Origin of the sequence: Oceaniglobus trochenteri (assembly GCF_020529025.1) — a bacterium.
Classification (GTDB): domain Bacteria; phylum Pseudomonadota; class Alphaproteobacteria; order Rhodobacterales; family Rhodobacteraceae; genus Oceaniglobus; species Oceaniglobus trochenteri.
Map to the genome: position 1 here is coordinate 158,580 of NZ_JACNMM010000008.1, position 18,515 is coordinate 177,094.

22 protein-coding genes are annotated in these 18,515 nt (G+C 62.3%); all 22 read right to left on the minus strand.

What is annotated here, in order from left to right:
• Nucleotides 1-28 precede the first annotated feature (28 nt).
• The 22 genes from H7828_RS14790 to H7828_RS14895 all read right to left on the minus strand — a co-directional run bounded on the left by H7828_RS14790 (nucleotide 29) and on the right by H7828_RS14895 (nucleotide 18,474).
• Nucleotides 29-457 (minus strand): NlpC/P60 family protein, encoded by a 429-nt coding sequence (locus H7828_RS14790; protein ID WP_226781830.1) that lies wholly within the window; start codon nucleotides 455-457, stop codon nucleotides 29-31.
• Nucleotides 454-978: a hypothetical protein gene (locus tag H7828_RS14795; protein ID WP_226781831.1), complete on the minus strand. Its 525-nt coding sequence runs from the start codon at nucleotides 976-978 to the stop codon at nucleotides 454-456. The genes H7828_RS14790 and H7828_RS14795 overlap by 4 nt, the downstream gene beginning before the upstream one ends.
• Nucleotides 975-1,394: a hypothetical protein gene (locus tag H7828_RS14800; protein WP_226781832.1), complete on the minus strand. Its 420-nt coding sequence runs from the start codon at nucleotides 1,392-1,394 to the stop codon at nucleotides 975-977. The genes H7828_RS14795 and H7828_RS14800 overlap by 4 nt, the downstream gene beginning before the upstream one ends.
• A complete protein-coding gene (locus H7828_RS14805) occupies nucleotides 1,391-4,957 on the minus strand; it encodes a phage tail tip lysozyme (RefSeq protein WP_226781833.1) in 3,567 nt (1,188 codons plus the stop codon). The genes H7828_RS14800 and H7828_RS14805 overlap by 4 nt, the downstream gene beginning before the upstream one ends.
• The gene (locus tag H7828_RS14810) at nucleotides 4,957-5,301 is read right to left on the minus strand and encodes a DUF1799 domain-containing protein (RefSeq protein ID WP_226781834.1); all 345 of its coding nucleotides are present in this window, start codon (nucleotides 5,299-5,301) and stop codon (nucleotides 4,957-4,959) included. The genes H7828_RS14805 and H7828_RS14810 overlap by 1 nt, the downstream gene beginning before the upstream one ends.
• 23 nt (nucleotides 5,302-5,324) lie before the next feature.
• Nucleotides 5,325-5,699: a hypothetical protein gene (locus tag H7828_RS14815; RefSeq protein ID WP_226781835.1), complete on the minus strand. Its 375-nt coding sequence runs from the start codon at nucleotides 5,697-5,699 to the stop codon at nucleotides 5,325-5,327.
• Nucleotides 5,700-5,742: 43 nt separating this feature from the next.
• Complete coding sequence (locus H7828_RS14820) at nucleotides 5,743-6,669, minus strand: phage tail tube protein (protein ID WP_226781836.1); 927 nt, start codon at nucleotides 6,667-6,669, stop codon at nucleotides 5,743-5,745.
• Nucleotides 6,670-6,813, minus strand: coding sequence for a hypothetical protein (locus H7828_RS14825; protein ID WP_226781837.1), 144 nt, complete (start codon nucleotides 6,811-6,813; stop codon nucleotides 6,670-6,672). It lies immediately after the preceding gene.
• A gap of 2 nt (nucleotides 6,814-6,815) precedes the next feature.
• On the minus strand, nucleotides 6,816-7,238 hold the full coding sequence (locus H7828_RS14830) for a phage tail terminator protein (protein WP_226781838.1): 423 nt from the start codon (nucleotides 7,236-7,238) through the stop codon (nucleotides 6,816-6,818).
• On the minus strand, nucleotides 7,235-7,654 hold the full coding sequence (locus H7828_RS14835) for a gp436 family protein (RefSeq protein ID WP_226781839.1): 420 nt from the start codon (nucleotides 7,652-7,654) through the stop codon (nucleotides 7,235-7,237). The genes H7828_RS14830 and H7828_RS14835 overlap by 4 nt, the downstream gene beginning before the upstream one ends.
• A gap of 3 nt (nucleotides 7,655-7,657) precedes the next feature.
• Nucleotides 7,658-7,918, minus strand: a complete 261-nt coding sequence (locus tag H7828_RS14840) for an Acb2/Tad1 domain-containing protein (protein ID WP_226781840.1) — start codon at nucleotides 7,916-7,918, stop codon at nucleotides 7,658-7,660.
• Between the two features lie 83 nt (nucleotides 7,919-8,001).
• A complete protein-coding gene (locus H7828_RS14845) occupies nucleotides 8,002-8,337 on the minus strand; it encodes a hypothetical protein (protein ID WP_226781841.1) in 336 nt (111 codons plus the stop codon).
• Nucleotides 8,338-8,427: 90 nt separating this feature from the next.
• The gene (locus H7828_RS14850) at nucleotides 8,428-8,946 is read right to left on the minus strand and encodes a hypothetical protein (RefSeq protein ID WP_226781842.1); all 519 of its coding nucleotides are present in this window, start codon (nucleotides 8,944-8,946) and stop codon (nucleotides 8,428-8,430) included.
• A 14-nt stretch (nucleotides 8,947-8,960) separates the two neighbouring features.
• Nucleotides 8,961-9,911 carry a major capsid protein gene (locus tag H7828_RS14855; RefSeq protein ID WP_226781843.1) on the minus strand — a complete coding sequence of 317 codons (951 nt, stop codon included), beginning with the start codon at nucleotides 9,909-9,911 and terminating at the stop codon, nucleotides 8,961-8,963.
• A gap of 12 nt (nucleotides 9,912-9,923) precedes the next feature.
• Nucleotides 9,924-10,265 carry a capsid cement protein gene (locus H7828_RS14860; protein WP_226781844.1) on the minus strand — a complete coding sequence of 114 codons (342 nt, stop codon included), beginning with the start codon at nucleotides 10,263-10,265 and terminating at the stop codon, nucleotides 9,924-9,926.
• A 14-nt stretch (nucleotides 10,266-10,279) separates the two neighbouring features.
• Complete coding sequence (locus tag H7828_RS14865) at nucleotides 10,280-11,395, minus strand: hypothetical protein (RefSeq protein WP_226781845.1); 1,116 nt, start codon at nucleotides 11,393-11,395, stop codon at nucleotides 10,280-10,282.
• A 258-nt stretch (nucleotides 11,396-11,653) separates the two neighbouring features.
• Nucleotides 11,654-12,175 (minus strand): phage virion morphogenesis protein, encoded by a 522-nt coding sequence (locus H7828_RS14870; RefSeq protein ID WP_226781846.1) that lies wholly within the window; start codon nucleotides 12,173-12,175, stop codon nucleotides 11,654-11,656.
• A 105-nt stretch (nucleotides 12,176-12,280) separates the two neighbouring features.
• On the minus strand, nucleotides 12,281-13,831 hold the full coding sequence (locus H7828_RS14875) for a PBECR2 nuclease fold domain-containing protein (RefSeq protein ID WP_226781847.1): 1,551 nt from the start codon (nucleotides 13,829-13,831) through the stop codon (nucleotides 12,281-12,283).
• Nucleotides 13,828-15,186 (minus strand): phage portal protein family protein, encoded by a 1,359-nt coding sequence (locus H7828_RS14880; protein WP_226781848.1) that lies wholly within the window; start codon nucleotides 15,184-15,186, stop codon nucleotides 13,828-13,830. Before H7828_RS14880 ends, H7828_RS14875 begins: the two co-directional genes overlap by 4 nt.
• Nucleotides 15,183-16,835 (minus strand): phage terminase large subunit, encoded by a 1,653-nt coding sequence (gene terL, locus H7828_RS14885; protein WP_226781849.1) that lies wholly within the window; start codon nucleotides 16,833-16,835, stop codon nucleotides 15,183-15,185. The genes H7828_RS14880 and terL overlap by 4 nt, the downstream gene beginning before the upstream one ends.
• Nucleotides 16,832-17,329: a DUF1804 family protein gene (locus tag H7828_RS14890; RefSeq protein WP_226781850.1), complete on the minus strand. Its 498-nt coding sequence runs from the start codon at nucleotides 17,327-17,329 to the stop codon at nucleotides 16,832-16,834. The genes terL and H7828_RS14890 overlap by 4 nt, the downstream gene beginning before the upstream one ends.
• 110 nt (nucleotides 17,330-17,439) lie before the next feature.
• Nucleotides 17,440-18,474 (minus strand): peptidoglycan recognition protein family protein, encoded by a 1,035-nt coding sequence (locus H7828_RS14895; RefSeq protein WP_226781851.1) that lies wholly within the window; start codon nucleotides 18,472-18,474, stop codon nucleotides 17,440-17,442.
• Nucleotides 18,475-18,515 lie beyond the last annotated feature (41 nt).

Sequence of the window (18,515 nt, forward strand, 5' to 3'; positions counted from 1 at the left end):
GGGACCGTTGGAGGGATCAACCGGCCCGTCACCCGCGCGCCCCGGCCGAAATCAGGTCTACGTGTCGCCAATAGCCGCTGAACCGGTTGCCCCATGCCCCGCCGGTGTGATCGGCCAGTTTGGCACAATCGCCCGCCGCCATGTGGATCATCAGACCGCGCCGGATCACGACGCCCAGATGGGTGGGCAGCCGCCCGCGTCGGAACACTGCAAGATCGAAGGCGACTGCCGTACCGGTGACCGGCACCCAGAGCGCATTGGTTTTCGCCCCTTCGATCAGCGCTGCGATTTCGCCATGATCCCCGACCGAACCATAGCCGAGATAATCTGGCAGCGTGATGTTCAGTTCCTCGCGGTAAATGACGCTGACCAATCCCCAGCAGTCGGCCCCTTCGCGGCTGCGACCGAACTCGGCGAAAGGCAGGCCGACAAAGCGGTTTGACCAGTGCCGGGTCATCGGTGAAGTCCCGGAAAGCGGCTGCGAGACATGCGAGGAGAGGGGAACCTCTCCATCTCAATCTCTTCGCGCGACAGGGACAGGGTGATTGCTCCCGCGTCGGCGGAAATGGACTGAACAACCAGATCATGCCACTCGGCCTCGATGTCGTTCGGAGAACTGGCAAGAACATCGGCCATCTGCACATGGGCAAGGTCGGTGAAAGAACGCAAGAGTATCAGGATATCTGTGTCGAGGTTCTCCAGAACGATGGATGCAGTGGTCGGGGCGTCTTCCAGATCGGAGGGCAGAAGGGCCGAGGCGACGACCCACTGGTAAGGTTCGCTCACCGGGTTGGCCCCCCGCCAGGTGGAGCGGGTGCCATAGATCAGAGGATCTGAGGACAACCTTTCGGTGTTGTCCGTGGAAAGGCGGATCGGGCTTTCCAGCGCAGCATGGGTGATCTCGAACAGGGCGACATGGATCTCGCCGGTCCCTTCGGCATCCTGCATGAGACGGGCATTCAGGCTCAGACGTTTCATGGCATCACCACCACGGAAAAGGTTTTGCGGAACTCGGTTGCCTGAATGGTCTCCGTGGGCAGCATATCGCCGAACAGGCACAGCCACGACGCGGCCAGCAGGATCGGCGAACCGCTGGCCGTCAGCAATGTTCCCCCATCGTCCGTCTGCGCTGCCCAGCCATCGGTGGTCGGGTCAGGCATCCGAAACAACAGACTTCCGTAGGCGGTTTCCGTGTCAAAGAAGTGATCGAAAACTGCTTTTTGCTGACGTGTCAGAACCAGCGAAAGGTTGACGGTGGTTGCTGCGCTGGAAAACCGTCGGCGAAACCCCGGCGGTCCCGTCTCGCTCTGCCGTTTGAGACGGGCTTCCTGGGGGGCCGACTGCCAGGAATTGCGCTCCGGGCGGGGCAGGCTGGTGGGCCATATGGCAATCATCGTGCGATCCCCGGGCGACGCAGGCGGTACTGTTTTTCCATCTGGCGCGGCATCGGATTGCCGGGTTGCGCGATGGCTGCCGCACCCTGCGCACCAATGGTCATGGTCACCTGCCGCCCGCCTTGGGTATCAGTGGTTTCTTCCTGCTCTACCGGCTGGCCAGTGAAATTGTTGACGTTGACAACTGTCGGTGCCGCCTGGCCCATGACCTGATTGCCCGGTCCCGTCGGAAAGGGCATGACGTTGGCGACATATCCGCCCGCGCGATAGCCCTTCAGTGCGCCGCGCCGCATGGCATCAAGATTGGCCACGCCGATCCGGGCAGTGGCTTTGGCGTCAAAGACGTATTCCTGCTCATGCACCACGCCCGCGACGCGGCTGGGATCGCTGCCGCCGGTCGGCCCGCCGGATGCGAAGCCAGCAGCCGGTGCCGCCGGGGCATTGGCGGCGGGCGCGTTGAAGCCTGGCAGGCCGATTCCGGTCGCCCAGCTGCTGACCAACCCGCCAAACAGATTGCTGGCGAAACCGCCGATGCCGCCGCCGCTCTGGATACTTGACAACGCGCTGCCAAACACATCGAACCCGTTGCCCAAGGTGCCGAGGTTCTGGGTCGCGGCCGAGGTGGTGGTGCCGAATTTCTGGAGCGATTGTTGCGCCGCCTCCAGACGCCTGTCGAAGTGCATGGCGCCCGACGGGTTCTGCCAGCTGAAGCCGCTGGGCCGTTCGAACCCTGCGAAGGCTTCGGTCGCGCCCCGCACATCGGTGGATTTCAGCAGGTTCTGCAAGGCCCGGTTTTCGCTGGTCTGCAGTTCCTTCCAGGCGAATTCCAACTGGGCGTTAACATCGCCCAAGTTTCCCTTGCCGCCAATGTGGTCGAACAGCTTGTGGCGCCGGTCGTTCCACTGAAACAGGCCGAAGGCATTGCCGCCGTCTCCAACAGCAGTGGGGTCGAACGCACTTTCCGCGCTGGCATTTCCCATGATCCCGGCGATCTGGTGTGGCTTCAGGCCTTTTGCGGCAAAGAACTCCCAGACCTGGCTCTGGACGGCGGGGCTGCCTTTCAGGTTGCCGCTGATCGGTGTGGTGGTGATCTTGTCATATCCCAACGCCGCGCCATTGACATTGGCCGCCGCGCTGGCGGGCAGGCCTGCCGTTCCGTTGACGATGACTGTCCCGGCCGAAACGGTCATTGCCGCGACATCCATGGATTTCGTGGACAATATGGATGCATCGGCTTTTGCCTGACCGGTCAGTCGGTCCCAGATGCCCTTCAAGCCACCGACATCATCAAGGGTTGCGTGATCGGTGCCGAGGATCGCATTCTTGAGCGGATTGCTGATCGCCAATTCCGCGAACATGCCTGTGATCTCATCCGCGATGGCATCGAGTGCGCCGGTGAAATCGCCTTTGCGCAGGCTCTCGACGATTCCGTCTATCGCGCTTTCCCCAGCGTTCTGCACCTTCTCCCAAGCTGAAATCTGGCGTTCCAGTTCGCGGGTCAGCTTGCTGCCTTCGACGGCCTGTGCGCGGATCGCATCGGCGGTTTGACCAGTAAGGCCGTTTTCTTCGATCGTTTGCTGTGCCTCATGAAGCGCCAAGATGCGGGCGCGTTGCTCGGCCGTCGCGCCAAGGAGCGATGCCTCAAGGCGCAGGCGGTCAAGTTTACGCTCCTGGTCACGCAGGATGTCGCGACCGACTCCTTCCCGCTCGATCTCGTTCAGGGCTGCATAGCCGTCGCGCAGATCCTTGATGATCCGGTTGAGACGTTGCTTTTCGTCGCCTTCGGCCAACGCCGCTGCCAAGACCAGGGGGCGCAGGGTGAGTTCCTCCTGCAGCACCTGGTTGGCCTCGTCACGGGTGATCGTCCCAGCGGCCACCTGCCCCGCAAGACGCTTGCGCACCTCGGCTTCGTCGCGCAGGCCCCGTGCCTGGGCGGCCGCACTGGCCAATGACCCTTCCAGCGAGCGCTGCCTTGCCCGTTCGGCCTCTGTGGCGATCTTCTCCTGCGAGATCTCTTCGCCGGCCAGTTGCAACCGGGCGCGGCGCGCCTCGAGTTCCGCGCGCAGCAGCGGGTTGCGCTCGTTCTGGATCTGGATGTCCAGCCGGTCCAGCCGCTGTTGGATTTCCTGACGCTGGATGAGACCCTGAAGGGCGTTGCTCTTGGCCTCGATCGCGGTGTCGATCCGGCTGCGCTGTTCTTCGTCCAGCCCCGGCGCGCCCCGTCCGGCCTCAAGGGCCTTGATCTCGTTGCGCAGCTTTTCCTCGCGCAGCGCGTTTTCATTGGCGCCGGACTTGTCGGCCAGGCCGATGGCCACCACGCCTTGCCGCTCAGCGCGCTTTCGCAGCGCCTGATCAAATTCGATTTGCTCCTGGCGCCGTGCGAAGCGTTCGAGTTCAGCGATCTCCGCTTCACGCTCGGCCAGATATTCCGGGCTGAGGCCGAGAACCCTCTGACCGTTGCGCTTGGCTTGCAACTCGGCTTTCTTCCGTTCGATCTGCTCTTCGAGCGACGCGCCATCAATGATCCGGTCGACGATCCGCCCCGTATTGTCGAGAACGTTCGATGTAGCGGTCGCCACGCCTTGCCAGACGCGGGCAAGGCCGGTCACCCCTTCGCTGGCATCGGCAAGTCGGCTGGGCAGGGCCTCCAGCAGGACCTTTTGCGCCTCGCTTTCACGGTTCTGGGCGGCGAGGTTGCGGGCCTGGCGGGCTGTGGCACCATCAATCAGCCCGTACTTCTGATACAGGACATCTGCCGCCTTGGCCGGATCGGCGAACATCTCGGCCAGGGCGCCACCGGCTTCGGCAGCATCGATTCCCATCGTGACCGCAAAATCCTTCGACAGGCCGATCAGTTCGTCGAAATGCTCCGATCCAATCCGCCCGGTGCGCAGGAAGCCGGCCTGCATTTCGCGCGCGGACCTGATCGAAATCCCGGCGGCCGCCGCTCCGGCCCGGGCGGCGGCTTCCATGTCGGCCGCACTGCCTGCCGTTGCCCGGCCGAGGCCCTTGGCAGCCGTTTCGACGGCCTTGGTGGACTGAAGATAACCATTGTAGGCGCTTGCGCCGAGCACGGCCGCACTGGCGACGAGGCCGATCCCGACGCGCACCGGCGTCAGGACGGATTTCAGGGCACGGAAGGTGTTGCCGAGGCCACCGTAAATCTGGGTGATCTGGGGGCCTTGCTGCAGCAATACCTGACTGGCCGGCATGCCAAGTGCGAAAGACTGAAACACATCGTTCAGCTGATAGGTCAGATTTTGCGCCTGGTGGGCGTTCAACTTCATTGCACGGCCGGTCCGGCCCAACTGTGCTTCGGACGCGGCGGCAGTCTTGGCGGCAGCGGCTTCTGCGGCTGCGCGCTGGCGGGCGGCTATGGCGGCCTCACGGGATGCGACTGCGTCCTTCTTGACGCTGGCGGTATGGGATTCGGTCGCACCGGTGGACGCCATCGTCGTGCCGGTGACGTTCTCGATTTCACGCTTGGCTTCGTTCGCCGCCGCCCTGACCTGTGCGGCATTGGCGCGAAACACCATGTCGATGTTGAAGGTCTTGTCCGACATCAGTTCTGCTCCCTGAACGCGTCCAGCGCCGCGTATTCCATTTCCTGAATCTCGCCGAAGACCTCCGGCGGCAGGTCCAGCCGGCGGATCACGACATCCACCGCCGGGTAGTCGAGGCCCAGCCATTGACCGCCGCCCATTCCGACCGAGACGCGCCACTGTGTCTGACAGGCAAGGAATGCGCCGACGGCGTTCCAGTTCTCCGGCCAGACATCGAATACGGCTTGGGGGGGCGGGCAAGTTTCGGAGGGATCGAAGCTCACCCCCATCTGGGCGAACTGGGACGTGAGGGCCTCGTCCAGGGCGGCGGGCTGGCGGGTGTCGGCCTTGCCCATCCGGGCCATGGCCCAGGCCCGCGCCGCCCCGGTCAGTTTCCCCGGGCGGCTTCCTGGCCGTTCTGGCTTTCCCCGAAAGCGGCATAGACGCCCTTGCGGAACCACTCCTGCTGAAGCGCTGCATCCAACCTGTCACGGGTGAACGGAACCGGTTTCTTGTCGTCGTCGATCACGTCGGCCCAGTCGCTGCAGATCCGCCGCAACTGTGCCTTCTCGTGATCATTGCGTTCGCTTTCGGACTTCAGACTGGCATAGACCTCCTGGGCCTCGACCACCTCGTCGTGCGGCATTGGTGTGAACAGGATCTTCAACTTCTGCACTTCGAAGGTGCCAGGCATGGTTTCGCTGGGGACGCGGGCGGTGACCGGCCACCAGTATTTCGGGTTTTCGACGAGCTGGAATTTCATCATCAGGCTCCTGAAGTGGATTGAGAGGGTTAGGGCACGGCGCTCAGCGAACGATGATCTCCAGTTCGTCCAGAGCGGTGTCGGGGCAAAGCATCAGCGGCAGCGAATAGTTGACGATGCCGTCGCTGGCGCCTTGGGTGGGCCTGCCGATCTCGACTTTGGGAGCAGCCAGTTCCACGATGTTGCCCGCCGTCGTGCCATGGATCAGTGACATGGCCGCACGAGAGCGACTGGTGGCAATGTCGAACCAGTTGATGGTGGCCAGGCTGCGGGCGACGACTACGGCGGTTCCGGTCGCCTGGCGGTTGGTGATGCGCACCGAATCCTCGCCGATCAGGGCGCGCCGGGTGACGGTGTTGCCCATGTCGATCGACAGGCTTTCGGCAACTGCCGACCAGCCATGCAGGGTCAGCTCGGTATTCGTGTCCGACACATGAAGCGGTGTGATCAGCGCTGCGGCGCTGACGGCGGGGTTGGTCACGTCGCTGATCGTTCCGAGAAGGCCAGTCATCGTGAAGCGGAACTGGGGATTGCCCTTGGCGTTCAGCGTCATCGTGACATTGCCCCGGCTGCCGAGCATGACATGCCGCACGCCGTCCATAACGAAATAGATCGATCCCGACTCCACGCCGTTCTCGATGATCGTATAGGTCACATCGGTGCTGGCAGTGACGGTCTCTGACCACCCGCAGATCCGCAGCGCGCCACCATATCGCGGAACGTCGCCAGCCCCGCCTGCGCCGGCCATTTCGATGTCAAATTCCAACCGGGCATAGGTTCCGGCCAGAGTGATCCCCTGCGAGCCGAAATGCGGCAGGATCAGATCGCGCGGGACGTCATCGCCTTCCATTGGTGAGAACGTGACATTCTGGGCAATCAGCGCATCGCCGACACCCGGTGTTGAATCGGTGGCATAGGTGCTTTCAACCTTGAGAAGGATCGCCAGCTTTCGTTCGAAACGGTCGGCCATTTATTTGCCCTCTTCGACGGTGTCGGGTTTGGAAACTGTCGCGGCGGTGGGCTTGGGCGCCTCTGTGGTCGGCTTTTCCACCTGCGACAGCTTCTTGGTTTTGGGATCACGGGCGAAACGCCCGCCAGTTTCGGGTTTCTTCATTGTCAGGCTCCTGTCAGGTAGCGGCTGGTTTCCCATGTCTGGGCGTAGATGCTGGTTCCATCGCCAAGGGCCGTTGCTTCGCCCCCGACCAGGGCGCAGCCCTTGCTTTCATCGCGCGGCGACCATCCGGCGAGTGCCGCTTCGATTGAGCTTTTGAAGGTATCGAATGCGGCGGCACGTTCGGCTCCTTTGGCGTCGTTGTAATGACGCACGACGAAGGCCACGACGATCTGCACCGTGACCAGCTGCAGGTGACCGCCGGAAGCGCGGACATTGGACATGGCCCTTTCCCGCCAGGGCACGACGAATGCGGTGCCGTGGGCGGCCTTGGTGCTGTTTGCCAGGGCGTCCAGATCTTCGGCCACCGCGACGGTGGTAAGGGCGGTGGCGTTGGCGGTCAGACGGGCGACGAACAGTTCGATCATTTCCAGCCCCGCAATGCCTGGTCGGTGAACACCTGGGCGGGCGAGGACGAGAAATGTTCGCCTGTCGTGGCCGGTTCGGCGCCGCTGGCGTCAGGAATGGCGATCAAACCGCGTGCCACGTCCTTCAGGGCGGCGATGGCGAACTTGTAATCGGCCTCGACATGTTCGGGAGCGCCGTCGCTGTGCAGCCGGTAGCGGGCGATCGATACCGCCCAGGTCACCAGCAGCTTGGGGGTGCTGGCCAGCGGCAGGGTGTATTTCGCGCCGATATAGCCGTCGATCTCGTGGTCGGCATCTTCCAACGCCGCGGCGATGACATCCGCGTCAGCCACGTCGTCGCCGTCGCGATCCGCGATCTGCAGGATCTCGCGTTCTCCGGCGCGTTCGGTCAGGTCGGTGAGCGTGGCATAGGGCATGGATCAGCTGTCCCGATTGTCGCCGGGCAGCTCGATGCGGCCGGGCTGAAAGATGGACCGGTTGAGGGCCATGAACCCCTGTTCGATCTGGGTCCGCCCGATGGCGAGCCAGCGCTTGTCGGTTTCGGAACGTGCCCCCAGCTGATCGATGACGCGCAACAGATGTTCTTCGATCTGCTTGTTGCATTCGACCAGTGCGATATTTTCGCCGCTTTGCGGACGATAGCCCGAGACAGGCAAGCCGGGATTGCGGGTGTCTGACATGTGATTGCCTTCCTGGATGATGAAACCGGAGCGGACGATGCCGCCCCGGCTCCTGAATCTGCCGCTCTTGCGGCGCGCCTACATCAGAACTGCGCGGCCTTGTCGGGGGCGCGGGGCTCGGCTGCCAGGAAAGTCAGATCGGCGATCCGTTGCATTGCCTGCCATTCGCCCGGATCGGCGCGCGGCGCGGCCAGCCTGGCCGTCAGGGTTTGCCGGAATTTGACGGCGGGATCGGAGAGTTGATCGGACAGAACGAAGATCGGGATGGTTTCGATGAGGCCGATGGCGAGCGCAAATTCGCTCTGGCCGTGAAGGCAGGTCGGATCGTGGGTGTGGGCGATCTCACGAGCCATGGCAGGTGCACAAAGTCCCAGTGCCAGGGTCGCGAGCGCGGCCAGTGTGGTGAAGAAAGAACGCATCTACGTTTCCATCTGTTGGGGGTTCCGGGTGCGGGGCGGCTTCATTGCCGCCCCGCACGAGGGCCACGCGGGCCTTGGGCTGGCGAAGTGTCAGCTCTTGGTCTTGGGCGCTGCACCCTTTTTCGGGGTGGTCTTTGCGGCTTCGCTCTCTGGGGGGGTATTCTTGGAATCGGCGTCGACCTCTTTGGCCTTGGTCAACTCGGTGTTCAGGCGTGCGACCTCGGCTTCCGCTTTCTCGGCACGCTCGAACCAGTCTTCGGCAAGGCGCTGCTGGTCCTTCAGTTCCTCGGTCAGCTTGTCGGCGCGGTCGTTGGCGGATTTTGCCTGCGCTTCGGCCTTGTCGGCCGTTGCGGTGATCTCGGCCAGCGCGGTGTCAAGCGCGTCGGGCAACATGGCCTTTGCGATCTCTTCGGCGCGGGCTGCGACGGCAGCATGGAACGCGTCATCGCCCTCGTGGATGACCGGAGCGCCGTCGATCATCGAAACGGCGTCAGCGGCGCCCAGTTCCAGCGCCTGGTCATAGCTGACGGTGACAATCGCGCCGACGCTCTCGCGCCGCCCTGCGATCTTGGCAGGGCCGGTGAGGATTACCTGGACCGGACCGTTCATTTCGGGACGCTCCATCACGCTGCCCCCGCGTTCTGAAAGAGGAAACCGCCCACGATTCCGGTGATGTAGGGGCGGCGCTCCACCGTCATCGGATGCACCCAGGAGCGGCGCAGGGTCTGGTATTCGCCCTTCTCGACCTGGGGATAGCCCATGAGCTCATAGGTATAGCCATAGGCCGGTCGCATGTAGTTTTCGCCCGCCGTCGGCACATAGGCCAGGATCGCGTCGTTGCCCCAGACATCGGTTGCGGCATCATCGTCGCCAGCGGTATCGGGCAGATAGACGGCCTTGCCGACAACGACCTTGTCGACCTTGAAATACCGCGCGAGCATCGCCTCGGTGATCGAGTCGGACGAGGTATACTTGAACTGCTCGCGGATCTTGGGATGCCGGCACAGCGCGTTGAATGCCGTTGCACCCAATTCCAGCGTGTTGGGATATCGCCCGATATAGCTGCGGATCGCTTCGCGGGCGGCGTCCATGTCGGACTGCGGATCGCTGGTGTCGTCAGTCCAGCGATCCGTGCCAGTCAGCACCAGCTTGTGGTTGCTGTCATAGCTTGCGGCGTTGCGTGCCAGATTGGCACATTCGACCTCGAGGCCAAGATCGATCACGTCCATCACCATGTTGATGGCATTCGAACTGAGATCGATGCCCGGGATCGACGCTGCCTCTTCTTGGTGCTCGACGGGAACAAGCGCCGCCAAGGCCTCCTGGTTGAGCGACACCGGATCCGAGGCATAGCCGTATTGCAGCACGGCCATGTCGGCGCCCGGGGCGCGACGGGTATTCACCAGCCGGAACGATTCCTTGCCGAAGGCAATGACCCGCATAGAGCGGTTGGGGATTGGCACCCGGGGGAACAGGGCGTCGGAGATCAGTTCGCCGTTGCGATAGCCGCGCGCGTGGGTCGACAGGATCGGGTCGATCACCCCGGCCGTGCGGTTGTTGAGAGGTTGGTTCATCGGGCGGTTTCCTTAACGGATGAGGATTTCGGTGAAGCCGCCGTCGGCAGCGGCGGTCAGGGCGGTGGCGAAGACATTCGAAGGTGTGCCACCGGCCACCTCGACACCGCCGCCGGAGGACGAAACCAGCTTGGCGCCAACGGTCACAGCGCCGGTTGCCTTCAGGCGGACCGTGCCGATCAGCATGATGGCGATATCCTGGCCGACTTCGGTCGCCGGGTTCATGGCGACACCAAGGACGGGCTGATCGTCGGCGGTGATCTTGCCGCCGGCGGGGCTGATCAGGTCGCCAGCGGCGAACACGCTGGCGGCCTTGATGGTGTAGGTGAGTACGGGCCGGAGGGTCATGAGCATGAGATGCTGTCCTTTCAGGAAACGGCGCGAACGGCGGCGAGATACTCGGTGCCAGGATGTTGGGCTTGGTAGGCCACCGCTTTGGAGTGGATTTCGAGCTGCTCGGCATCGACCTGCTTGCCGTCGGCAGCGAACTGGACCTGCGCGCCTTGGCCCGGTAGATCGCCAAGGTCCTGGCGTCCGAAGGCGACCGATTTGGGTTGTTCGGAGAGCACCTTGCGCAAGGCGGCCGCCGGCGTCAGCTTTTCGGCATTCTCGGCAAAGGAAACGCTGGCCTCACTGGGCAACGCGTCGAGGATCGACACGATCTGGTCGCGCGAGACGGCCAGGAGACGGCCATCCTCGACCAGCTGGTCTGCAAACGAGAGGTTGTCGGCATGGCGCTGCCGCTGGTCGCGGGCGTCCAGTTCGGCGGCGCGCGCATTGAGATCGGCTTCGCGGGCAGCGAAGTCGGAATTGGGCGTGTTGGTCACGACAGGGTCCTTTTTCGGTTCGGGTTCGGGTGCTGTGAAGCGGGGGCGATCGGCGTCGATGTCCATGTCGTCGAGCCATTCGATCGCATAGGTCGGCAGGGCTCTGTCTGCGTCTTCGATGCCGAATTTTTCGATGATGAAGTCGCGCAGGCCGCGCAGCAGGGTCGCCGTTTCACGAAAGCCGGTCTCGCCGAAGTTGGCCGTGAAAGTGACGGCTTCGGCGTTCGGGATCGAGAACTTGACGTTTTTCAGGCCCGCCACCGCCGGGGCGGCCCCGCCGAGAAAGCCGACGTGCTTCGGATACCAGGTGCCGGGCACCGGGTTGGCCGGCTGATCCGGGCCAAAGAACGACATGCTGACCTTCTTGTATCGCCCGGCCTTCACCGCCTGCGAGAATGCCGCATCGAGTTCGCCCAACGTTGCGTAGAGCCGACCGGCCGAAGCGTCGTAGTCGAAACCAGTGATCCAGCCGTAAGCCGGCGCGTCCGTGGTCGGGTGACCGACCACCACAGGGGCGGGCGCGGTTTCAAAGTCGTAGGCGTCGGCCACTGCGGCCAGGTCGGCCGCCGAATATGTCAGATTGCCGCCGCCCATGGGTGTAAAGGTGCCGGGGCGAAATACTTCGATGCGGGCAGTGGCGGCGATCTGGTCGGGCATTGAGTCATCCAGGCTGGTGCGTTGGATGGACCTTGCCGGACAAGGAACGGGCACTTGCCCCGGACACAGGTCCGGGTCGCGATCAGGCTGATCCCCACGTTAGGGTGGCCGGTTTGGGGTCAGCGCCACCACCCTGGGCGCGAGGTTGGGCCTGAGAGCATTCCTAACGGTGGTTTAACGGGGCTCTGGCGGTTTTCAGGGGGCGATGTGCCCGGCGGCGCTTCAGAGGCGCTCACAGGGCAAAAACGGGCCGCCCGACTATTCTTCGTTCAGCCACTCATCGGCGATCTCGATAATGATCCTTTCGTCCTCCTCCGAGACACCCAGATAGGGACGTGCGGGGATCGTGATCTGATGCGCCGGGATCGAGACGTTCTTCTCACCGCCCTTGATCCAGCTGTGCTTGCGCGCGGCTTTCTGGATGGTGCCCCCGAGCTGGTGGATCGCTGCGTATTCCTTCGGCGAACCAATCCGAACTTCAGTATCGGTGGGGCGCACATTGATCGACGCCATCAACCCTGTGTTCTTCGTCACCTGCAACTTCCTGATCGGCGTCTGCCGCTTCTTCTCGCGTGCCCGGATGGTCGAAGGTTTCAATTGTGCCCAGGGCACGTCTTGGGGCGAGGATTCCGCCGAAAAATTGTCGCGTGTGGAGTTCAGCATGTGCTCGCCGACTTGACGATAGAAGCCGATGGGGCGGTCCATCTGCTCGACCATCCTTTTCAGCCGCGCGCTGACCTCTTCGGTGCTGACCTGGATCTCGACGCTGATTCCGCTCATCTTGCATTTCCTTCGTCACAATAGCATATTGTCAGTGTCAGGCACGCGAAGACCGGTGATGGTCCTGGTAGCTCCCTGGCACGAAGGCCGGATCACCCCGGCCTTTTACGTTTTCGGCCTTTTCCATCGCAGCTTTCCGCCACGCCTCCGGTCGAGCAAGCGCAAGTCAGGTTCACCCTTCTTCGTGGTGGGCTGATAGGCAGTGATTGCCTCCCACCATCTGCGACCGATCTGGAAAACCACGACGATTCCAGACACCGGATCGACCCGGATATACCTTCGGTCGATGACCTGGTCTTCGCTGACGCCGTCCACCGGATCAATAGCGCGTGAAACGCCAACCCAGATTTCATCCGGATCCATGAGTGTTTCGGCCATCAGCGGCGTCAGGGTGGCCCGGTTGCGCTTGCCGATTTTCCAGTTGCCAGCGCGATCCCGGAACAGATCCGCCGAGATCGGGATCCGGTCTCCTGCGATGTCTTCATAGAGAACGGCCCCTTCCAAACTTGCCCCGAATGGGTCGAGGAACGCGCGCACGTAATCCTCGTCGCTCAATCCCACTTCAAGGGGAGCTGCCTTGTACGGCCGCGCGGCAGAAACGAGATCGGCCAAGGGCTCGGGGGTGTCGATTTCCACGACATGGCGGGGGTTGGTCAGGCTTTCCCCACCCGCCTCATCAATCAGCCGCGACGGCACCAGGCCACGCTCCCACTGGTTGCCGACCTGATAGTCCCAGCCATAACCGATGCCCTTCGGCTTATCCCCCGGCTTCCCGGTGGCCTTGTCGAAGATCGGCTCCATGACAATGTCGGGCGCCCGGTCGGGGCCGTCCTTGCCAAGGCGCCGAAGATCGCCGCGCGAAAGCGTTCTGACACCACAGCTGCACAACCAGTCGTTCGGGGGGAAATGTGTATCCCACCACGGATCGTCGTGCATCAGGATCAACTTGTCCCAGGCTAGATGGTGTGGGCGGGGATTGCGCGGCGTACCGGCGTCTCCATGGCGGTACTGCCAATACGGGCGTCCCTTTACCACATCCGGATCGCGCATTTGATGAAGGCGCCCGGCCATGAAGCTGGTGCGGATGTTGGTTGCGAAGATCGTCCTTATCCGCCATTCGCGCCCGCCGTTGTAAGACCAGCCGTGCCTCTCGACGATGGCGTCGAAATCTCTTGCAAACTGCTTTTCGTCCCAAGTGTCGACGGCTCGGGCGACGGCGTTCTGGAAGTCCTCGACCAGAGCAATGTCGGTTGCGCCGGCAACGACAAACTTTCGGTCATGGTCGCCTTTCAGCGTGTCGGTCCAGCTCTTGCTGGGCGCAGTGCGCTTCTGACGCATGAAATCGATCTGTTCCAGAAATGGTTGGCTGGAGACCTCGCTTGCAAACGCCGGCCCGTCGATGTCCAGAAACACGGCCTCGCGCCCGTGCCATGCCGCAAGCTCCAGGGCTTGGCCGATCACTCGGGCCTGGGCGTCCGGCGCCCATCGCGCCGCCAATTCCACGAGGTTGCGCATGGCCTGCATCGGATCGCTTTCGGCGACAGCCAGTCGAACGGCCCTTAGCCGCCGTTCGAAAAGCGGGCGGCTCTCGGCCAGCAGCTGCTCGGTGATCCTTGCAACCGGCCCGTTCTCATCGGCGAAACAGACGTGATTCAAGACTTTTTTTTGAGCGGGTCTTGGTCCAATGCGAACCTCGTGGTTTGCTCTGGCGCCTGGTCCGGCTGCCGGGCCGCGCCGATGAGGGCGCGGTTCGTCACCAGTCGATCGATGGCCTCGTCGGAAAGCCCGTCGGTCAGGTCGAAACTTGTGATGTATTCACGGGCATCGTCGTCGGCTTCAATCCGGGCGGCGGTCGCAACGATCTGCATCAGAGCCCTGTCGGAGGCGATGGCAGCATTGGCTTTGGCCTCGCGGCTCTTGGCGTTCTCGGTCTCATTTTGGGCGCGGGTGCGCCAGACCTTAGGGATTCCGGCACCAGGGACATTGTATTCGACGATCCAGGTCAGCAGCTGTTCACGCAGGCTGTCCGACAACAGATCGCCGTCGCTGTCCACAAGGTTGGCCAGCATGTCGGCATGTGTTTCCGAGGCCGCCCGGGAACCGTTGCTGCCGATATCCGTGGTCAGGGTCTCACCGTTCACGCAGATCGAGATCTGTTTGTCCCAGTAAGCGAGGAAATCCTGGTATGTCACGCTGCCCGATCGCGCCGCTTCCAGAAAATCCAGATCAGTGCCGATCGGTACGACGATCGACGATGATGTTCGGATCTGATCGAGCGTGTTGAGCATCCGGCGTTGTTCGTCCGTGCCCTGACCGTAGGGTGTTTTTGCGACAGCGGTTGGTCCGGCGTATTTCTCTAGGAAGTGCAGCCAGAAGGCGACCCCTTCGCGCTTGAAGAAGACGGGCCAGAACAGCCGTGTGCCCAATCCCAGGCCAAAAGGGTTGTTGCCCTTCACACCGTAGCGATGAACGATGAACTTGCGGTCCGGAAGTTCCTCGCCAGCCAACAGGTTGTTAAGCGTCAGAAGACGCGGTCGCCAGTCCAACCCAAAGGTGAAACGGCGCTGATCGTGGGACACGACATCTACTGGCCTGATCCGCCCGCCATCGCGACCCCAAATGATCTCGCTGATTGCATAGCCCTTCAACGTCGCGTCCAGAAGATCTTCGCAGATGCGATCGAAGGGAAGTGCTTCCAAGCACTCGCGAACGATCTCGGCGGCCTCGGCATCGATATCGGCGTCCGATGCCGGAACGACTTCCCACTCCCGCGCGACCAGCGTCTTCTTGCGCTTCTGCAGCATGGCGAAGGCGTGGGTGTCGCGCTCGATTTCGTCGTAGAGCTTCAGCCCTTTGCCGCCGCCCCGCTGGATCAGCGTATCGTCCTGATGCTGCAGCACCGTGCCGAAGAAGGGGATCGTGATATCGTTGCGTGCGTGCGCGATCAGCACGTCGGATCCCTTCGGCAGGTTCTTGCGGCCTTTCTTCACCTTTTCGGCCTTGATCTTCATAGCCTGTAGTCTCCCAGTCGTTCGGTTCCGCCGGAACGGCCGGCCTGAATTCCCCCGCTCTGGCCCGCCAGGCCGCCTGAATAGTGCAGGGCGTTCTGCCAGAGCATGTCGAGACAGTCCGGTCCGTCATCATGCGCGGCATTCGGCCATTGCTGCAGTTGATCGATCAGCGTCTGGTGTGCAGCGTTGAAGCGGATTAGTCCGGCGGCAACCGGCGGCTGCAGCCGTTCGATGCGCAGATGCTTGTCCGCATGGGGAACGATAGGCACAGCCGATATCCCGATACCCTGCTTCGCCGCCTCGCTCATCAGTGTTGTGCGCAGGAATTCCTGAAACTGCACCGACTCCACGAACCACAGCAACGCGCGGTACTCCCTCTGCAATGCAATGGTGTCCGAGACAATGATGTCAGGAAGCCGGCGCCGGATCGAGGCCTCGATGATGTCCATCTTGCCCGTCATCCGATCGAACCCGCCAATCAGAATTGCCGAAGGGTCTCGCCCCTTGCTCGCCTTGCCAAGCGACGGATCGATCGCGCCGAACATGATCAGCTCCGGTATCCGCAGGTTCCAGTAGATCAGTTTGGAAAACGGGTTCCCGTCGGAGATCGGCTTGTTCTGGTACTCGCTGGCGAAGGCGTCATGGGATGCCGCCCGCTCGAACATCAGGAAGATCAAGGGCTGCACCGAGGGCCAGTTGACCACGGCGCCAGCGTTCATTTCGGCCAAGTTGTCGACATAGAAGGTGCGTGCGGCTTCTTCGCCATCGTTCTGATAGATTTCCTCGAAGCGGTCCCAGAGATCCATTCGATCGGGCCATTTCACGATGGCCTGAAACTCGGTCACAGCCCAGACAGGAGATTTTGCCGCGCGCACCAGGACAGCATCGTAGTGCAGCACGGTGCCTACCCAGATCACGTCCATCGATCCATCGGGCGGCCCCACCTTCAGTGCGGCACGGGCAATCCATTTCTCCAGCTTTGCGCGTTGTTCGGGTGATACGACGGCCTCGTCGTTCTCCAGATCGTCGAAAAACATCAGATCTGGGCGATAGGGGCCATGGCGGCGGCCCCGGATTTTCTGCCCGGCGCCAAGACCTTCGATACGGATGTTGTTGCGGGTCACGATCTCGCCTTCACGCCAGATCCGGCCTTCACCGCAGACCTGGTCAAAATCGAAACGCAGGCGCACGTTCGAGGTCAGCTCGGCCTTGATCGCCTCGATCAGAAGCGCGGCTTGGGAATAGACGTCACAGACTTCGAGAATATAGCGCTTCTTGCCCAGCACGATGCAATAGAGCGCGAAGCCCAGCGAGAGATGCGTCGATTTTGACGATCCGCGCGGCGCGATGAAGAGATCGCGGACACCTTTTTCAGAGCCGAGGATGTTGGGGACACGTGAGAAAATGTGCTGGTGGAACAGGCTGTGTTCGCCCTTCACATAATGCGGCAGGTAGGTCTCCATGAAGTACCGGAACCCTGCTTCCGGATCGCGGACCCGGGCAAGTCGCTCGCGCCTGGCATTGGGGTCAGCGGGAAATGCTGAAACCGACAGGTCAATCCACTGCGCGAAACTGTCAGCGAGCGCCGTGAGCTTCTCACGGAACTCCTTTGGCGACAGGCTCGCCTTGAGCTTGGGCTTGCGGCTCATGAAGCGTAGATTTTCGTAAGACGCTCGGCGAATGGTTCGATCATCTCCGAAATCGCCGGGGCGTGCTGGGGGAAATTCTCCTGCACAAAAGACAGCAGTTCGTGCATCACGTCCTGGGCCACGCCCAACTCGGAGATTTTCGGAGCCAACTTTCCGGCTGCAGAGGTCATCTTCGTCATGGCATCGGCCAGCGACACGAGGTGTTTGACCTTCAGTTCGACCTCGATCTCACCATTCTTGATGTCTTCCAGCAGATTCTGGGCCATCATCATGAAGTCTTCGACGACGGAAGAAACGACGGTTTCGATGCCCTGGCCGGCAATTATCGATGCCGACCGCGCGGTATCCCAATTGTCGCCATCGGCCAGGGCGGCCTTTTTCCAACGCGCAAAGGTTGATGGATGAATGCCGTAAGCCATCGCGATGGTCGCGCCGTTCATGCGTCGATAGACATAGTCCGCTCGGGCCTTGCGGCGCTTTTCGTCAGAGGTCATCGTGCCATCCTCTTGCGACGGGAAACGCAGGCGGCCACCGCCCGGTATGGGCGATGGCGATCGGGCCAATGGTGATTGAACTGGAACATGCCTGGCTCGTGCCCATCCGATCAAAGCGTCTTTGCGTTGCGGTGATCTTCAAGACGGGCCTTGCCGGTGCGTGCCGATTGCCAGGCGATGAACAGTCCGATTGCGATAACAGCGCCCCCGACAACTGGGCCGTGCTCACTCAGCACACCCTGCAATGGGCCGACGATACCGTTGACGTCATCAACGGCGCCGGTCAATTCCTGCACCAGGGCGATCACGCCACCCCCGCTCAGCGCCAGCCCCGCAATTCCGTTCGCCAGGGAGCCGCGGGCAATCCGGCTTCCGCTGGTGGCCAGCGTAAGCAGAGAGGCCTTGGCCCGCTCCGGGGCTACCTGGCGTTTTGAGGCAAAATCGAATGCCTCAAGCGTGACCGGACCAACGATACCATCTGTCGCGAGGTCATTGTCTGCCTGAAATGCCAGGACGGCCGCGCGTGTTAGAGAGCCGAAAATTCCGTCAAGCTTTCCGGGCCGATATCCCAGGCTCATCAACTCGCGCTGGAGCATTTCGACGTCCGCCCCCCGGTCACCCGCACGCAGCCGCATGTTGGTCAGTGAACCCGGCGCCACAGGCGTCTTGTCAGGGGCGGCATAGCGATCCTGCAGTGCACCTTCCGCGACGGTGATTGCCATCCGCCCGTCGATCAGGCCGAGAACCCCGACATAGTCGAAGACCGGACAGGTCTTGTTCGACACCTCGCAGTGTCCGTGAAAGGTCACCTGAGCGCGGTAGGCGCGGTTGATCTGATCGCAGAGGCTGCTCAGGGCATCGAACTGTTCCTGGGAGAATTTTTCAGCGTCCAGACCGTGAAGACAGATCGCAATGCTGCCGACGTTGTTGCCGCGCTGTGCGGCGGGAACTTTCTCGATATCCCGGCCCGCCTCGATCGTCCCGTCCTTGCGGATGAAGTAGTGGTAGCCGATGCCGGACCAGCCGCGTTCACGGTGCCAGCGATCCATGGTTGCGGCGCTGTCGTGCTCGGGATTGTCGGAGGCCGAACAGTGGATGAAAACGCAATTGACGCGTCGCTTCGGTTTCTGAAAAGTCGGGGGCATGGGAACCTCGGGTCAGGGTGTGGTCCCGACCACTCTTGCCC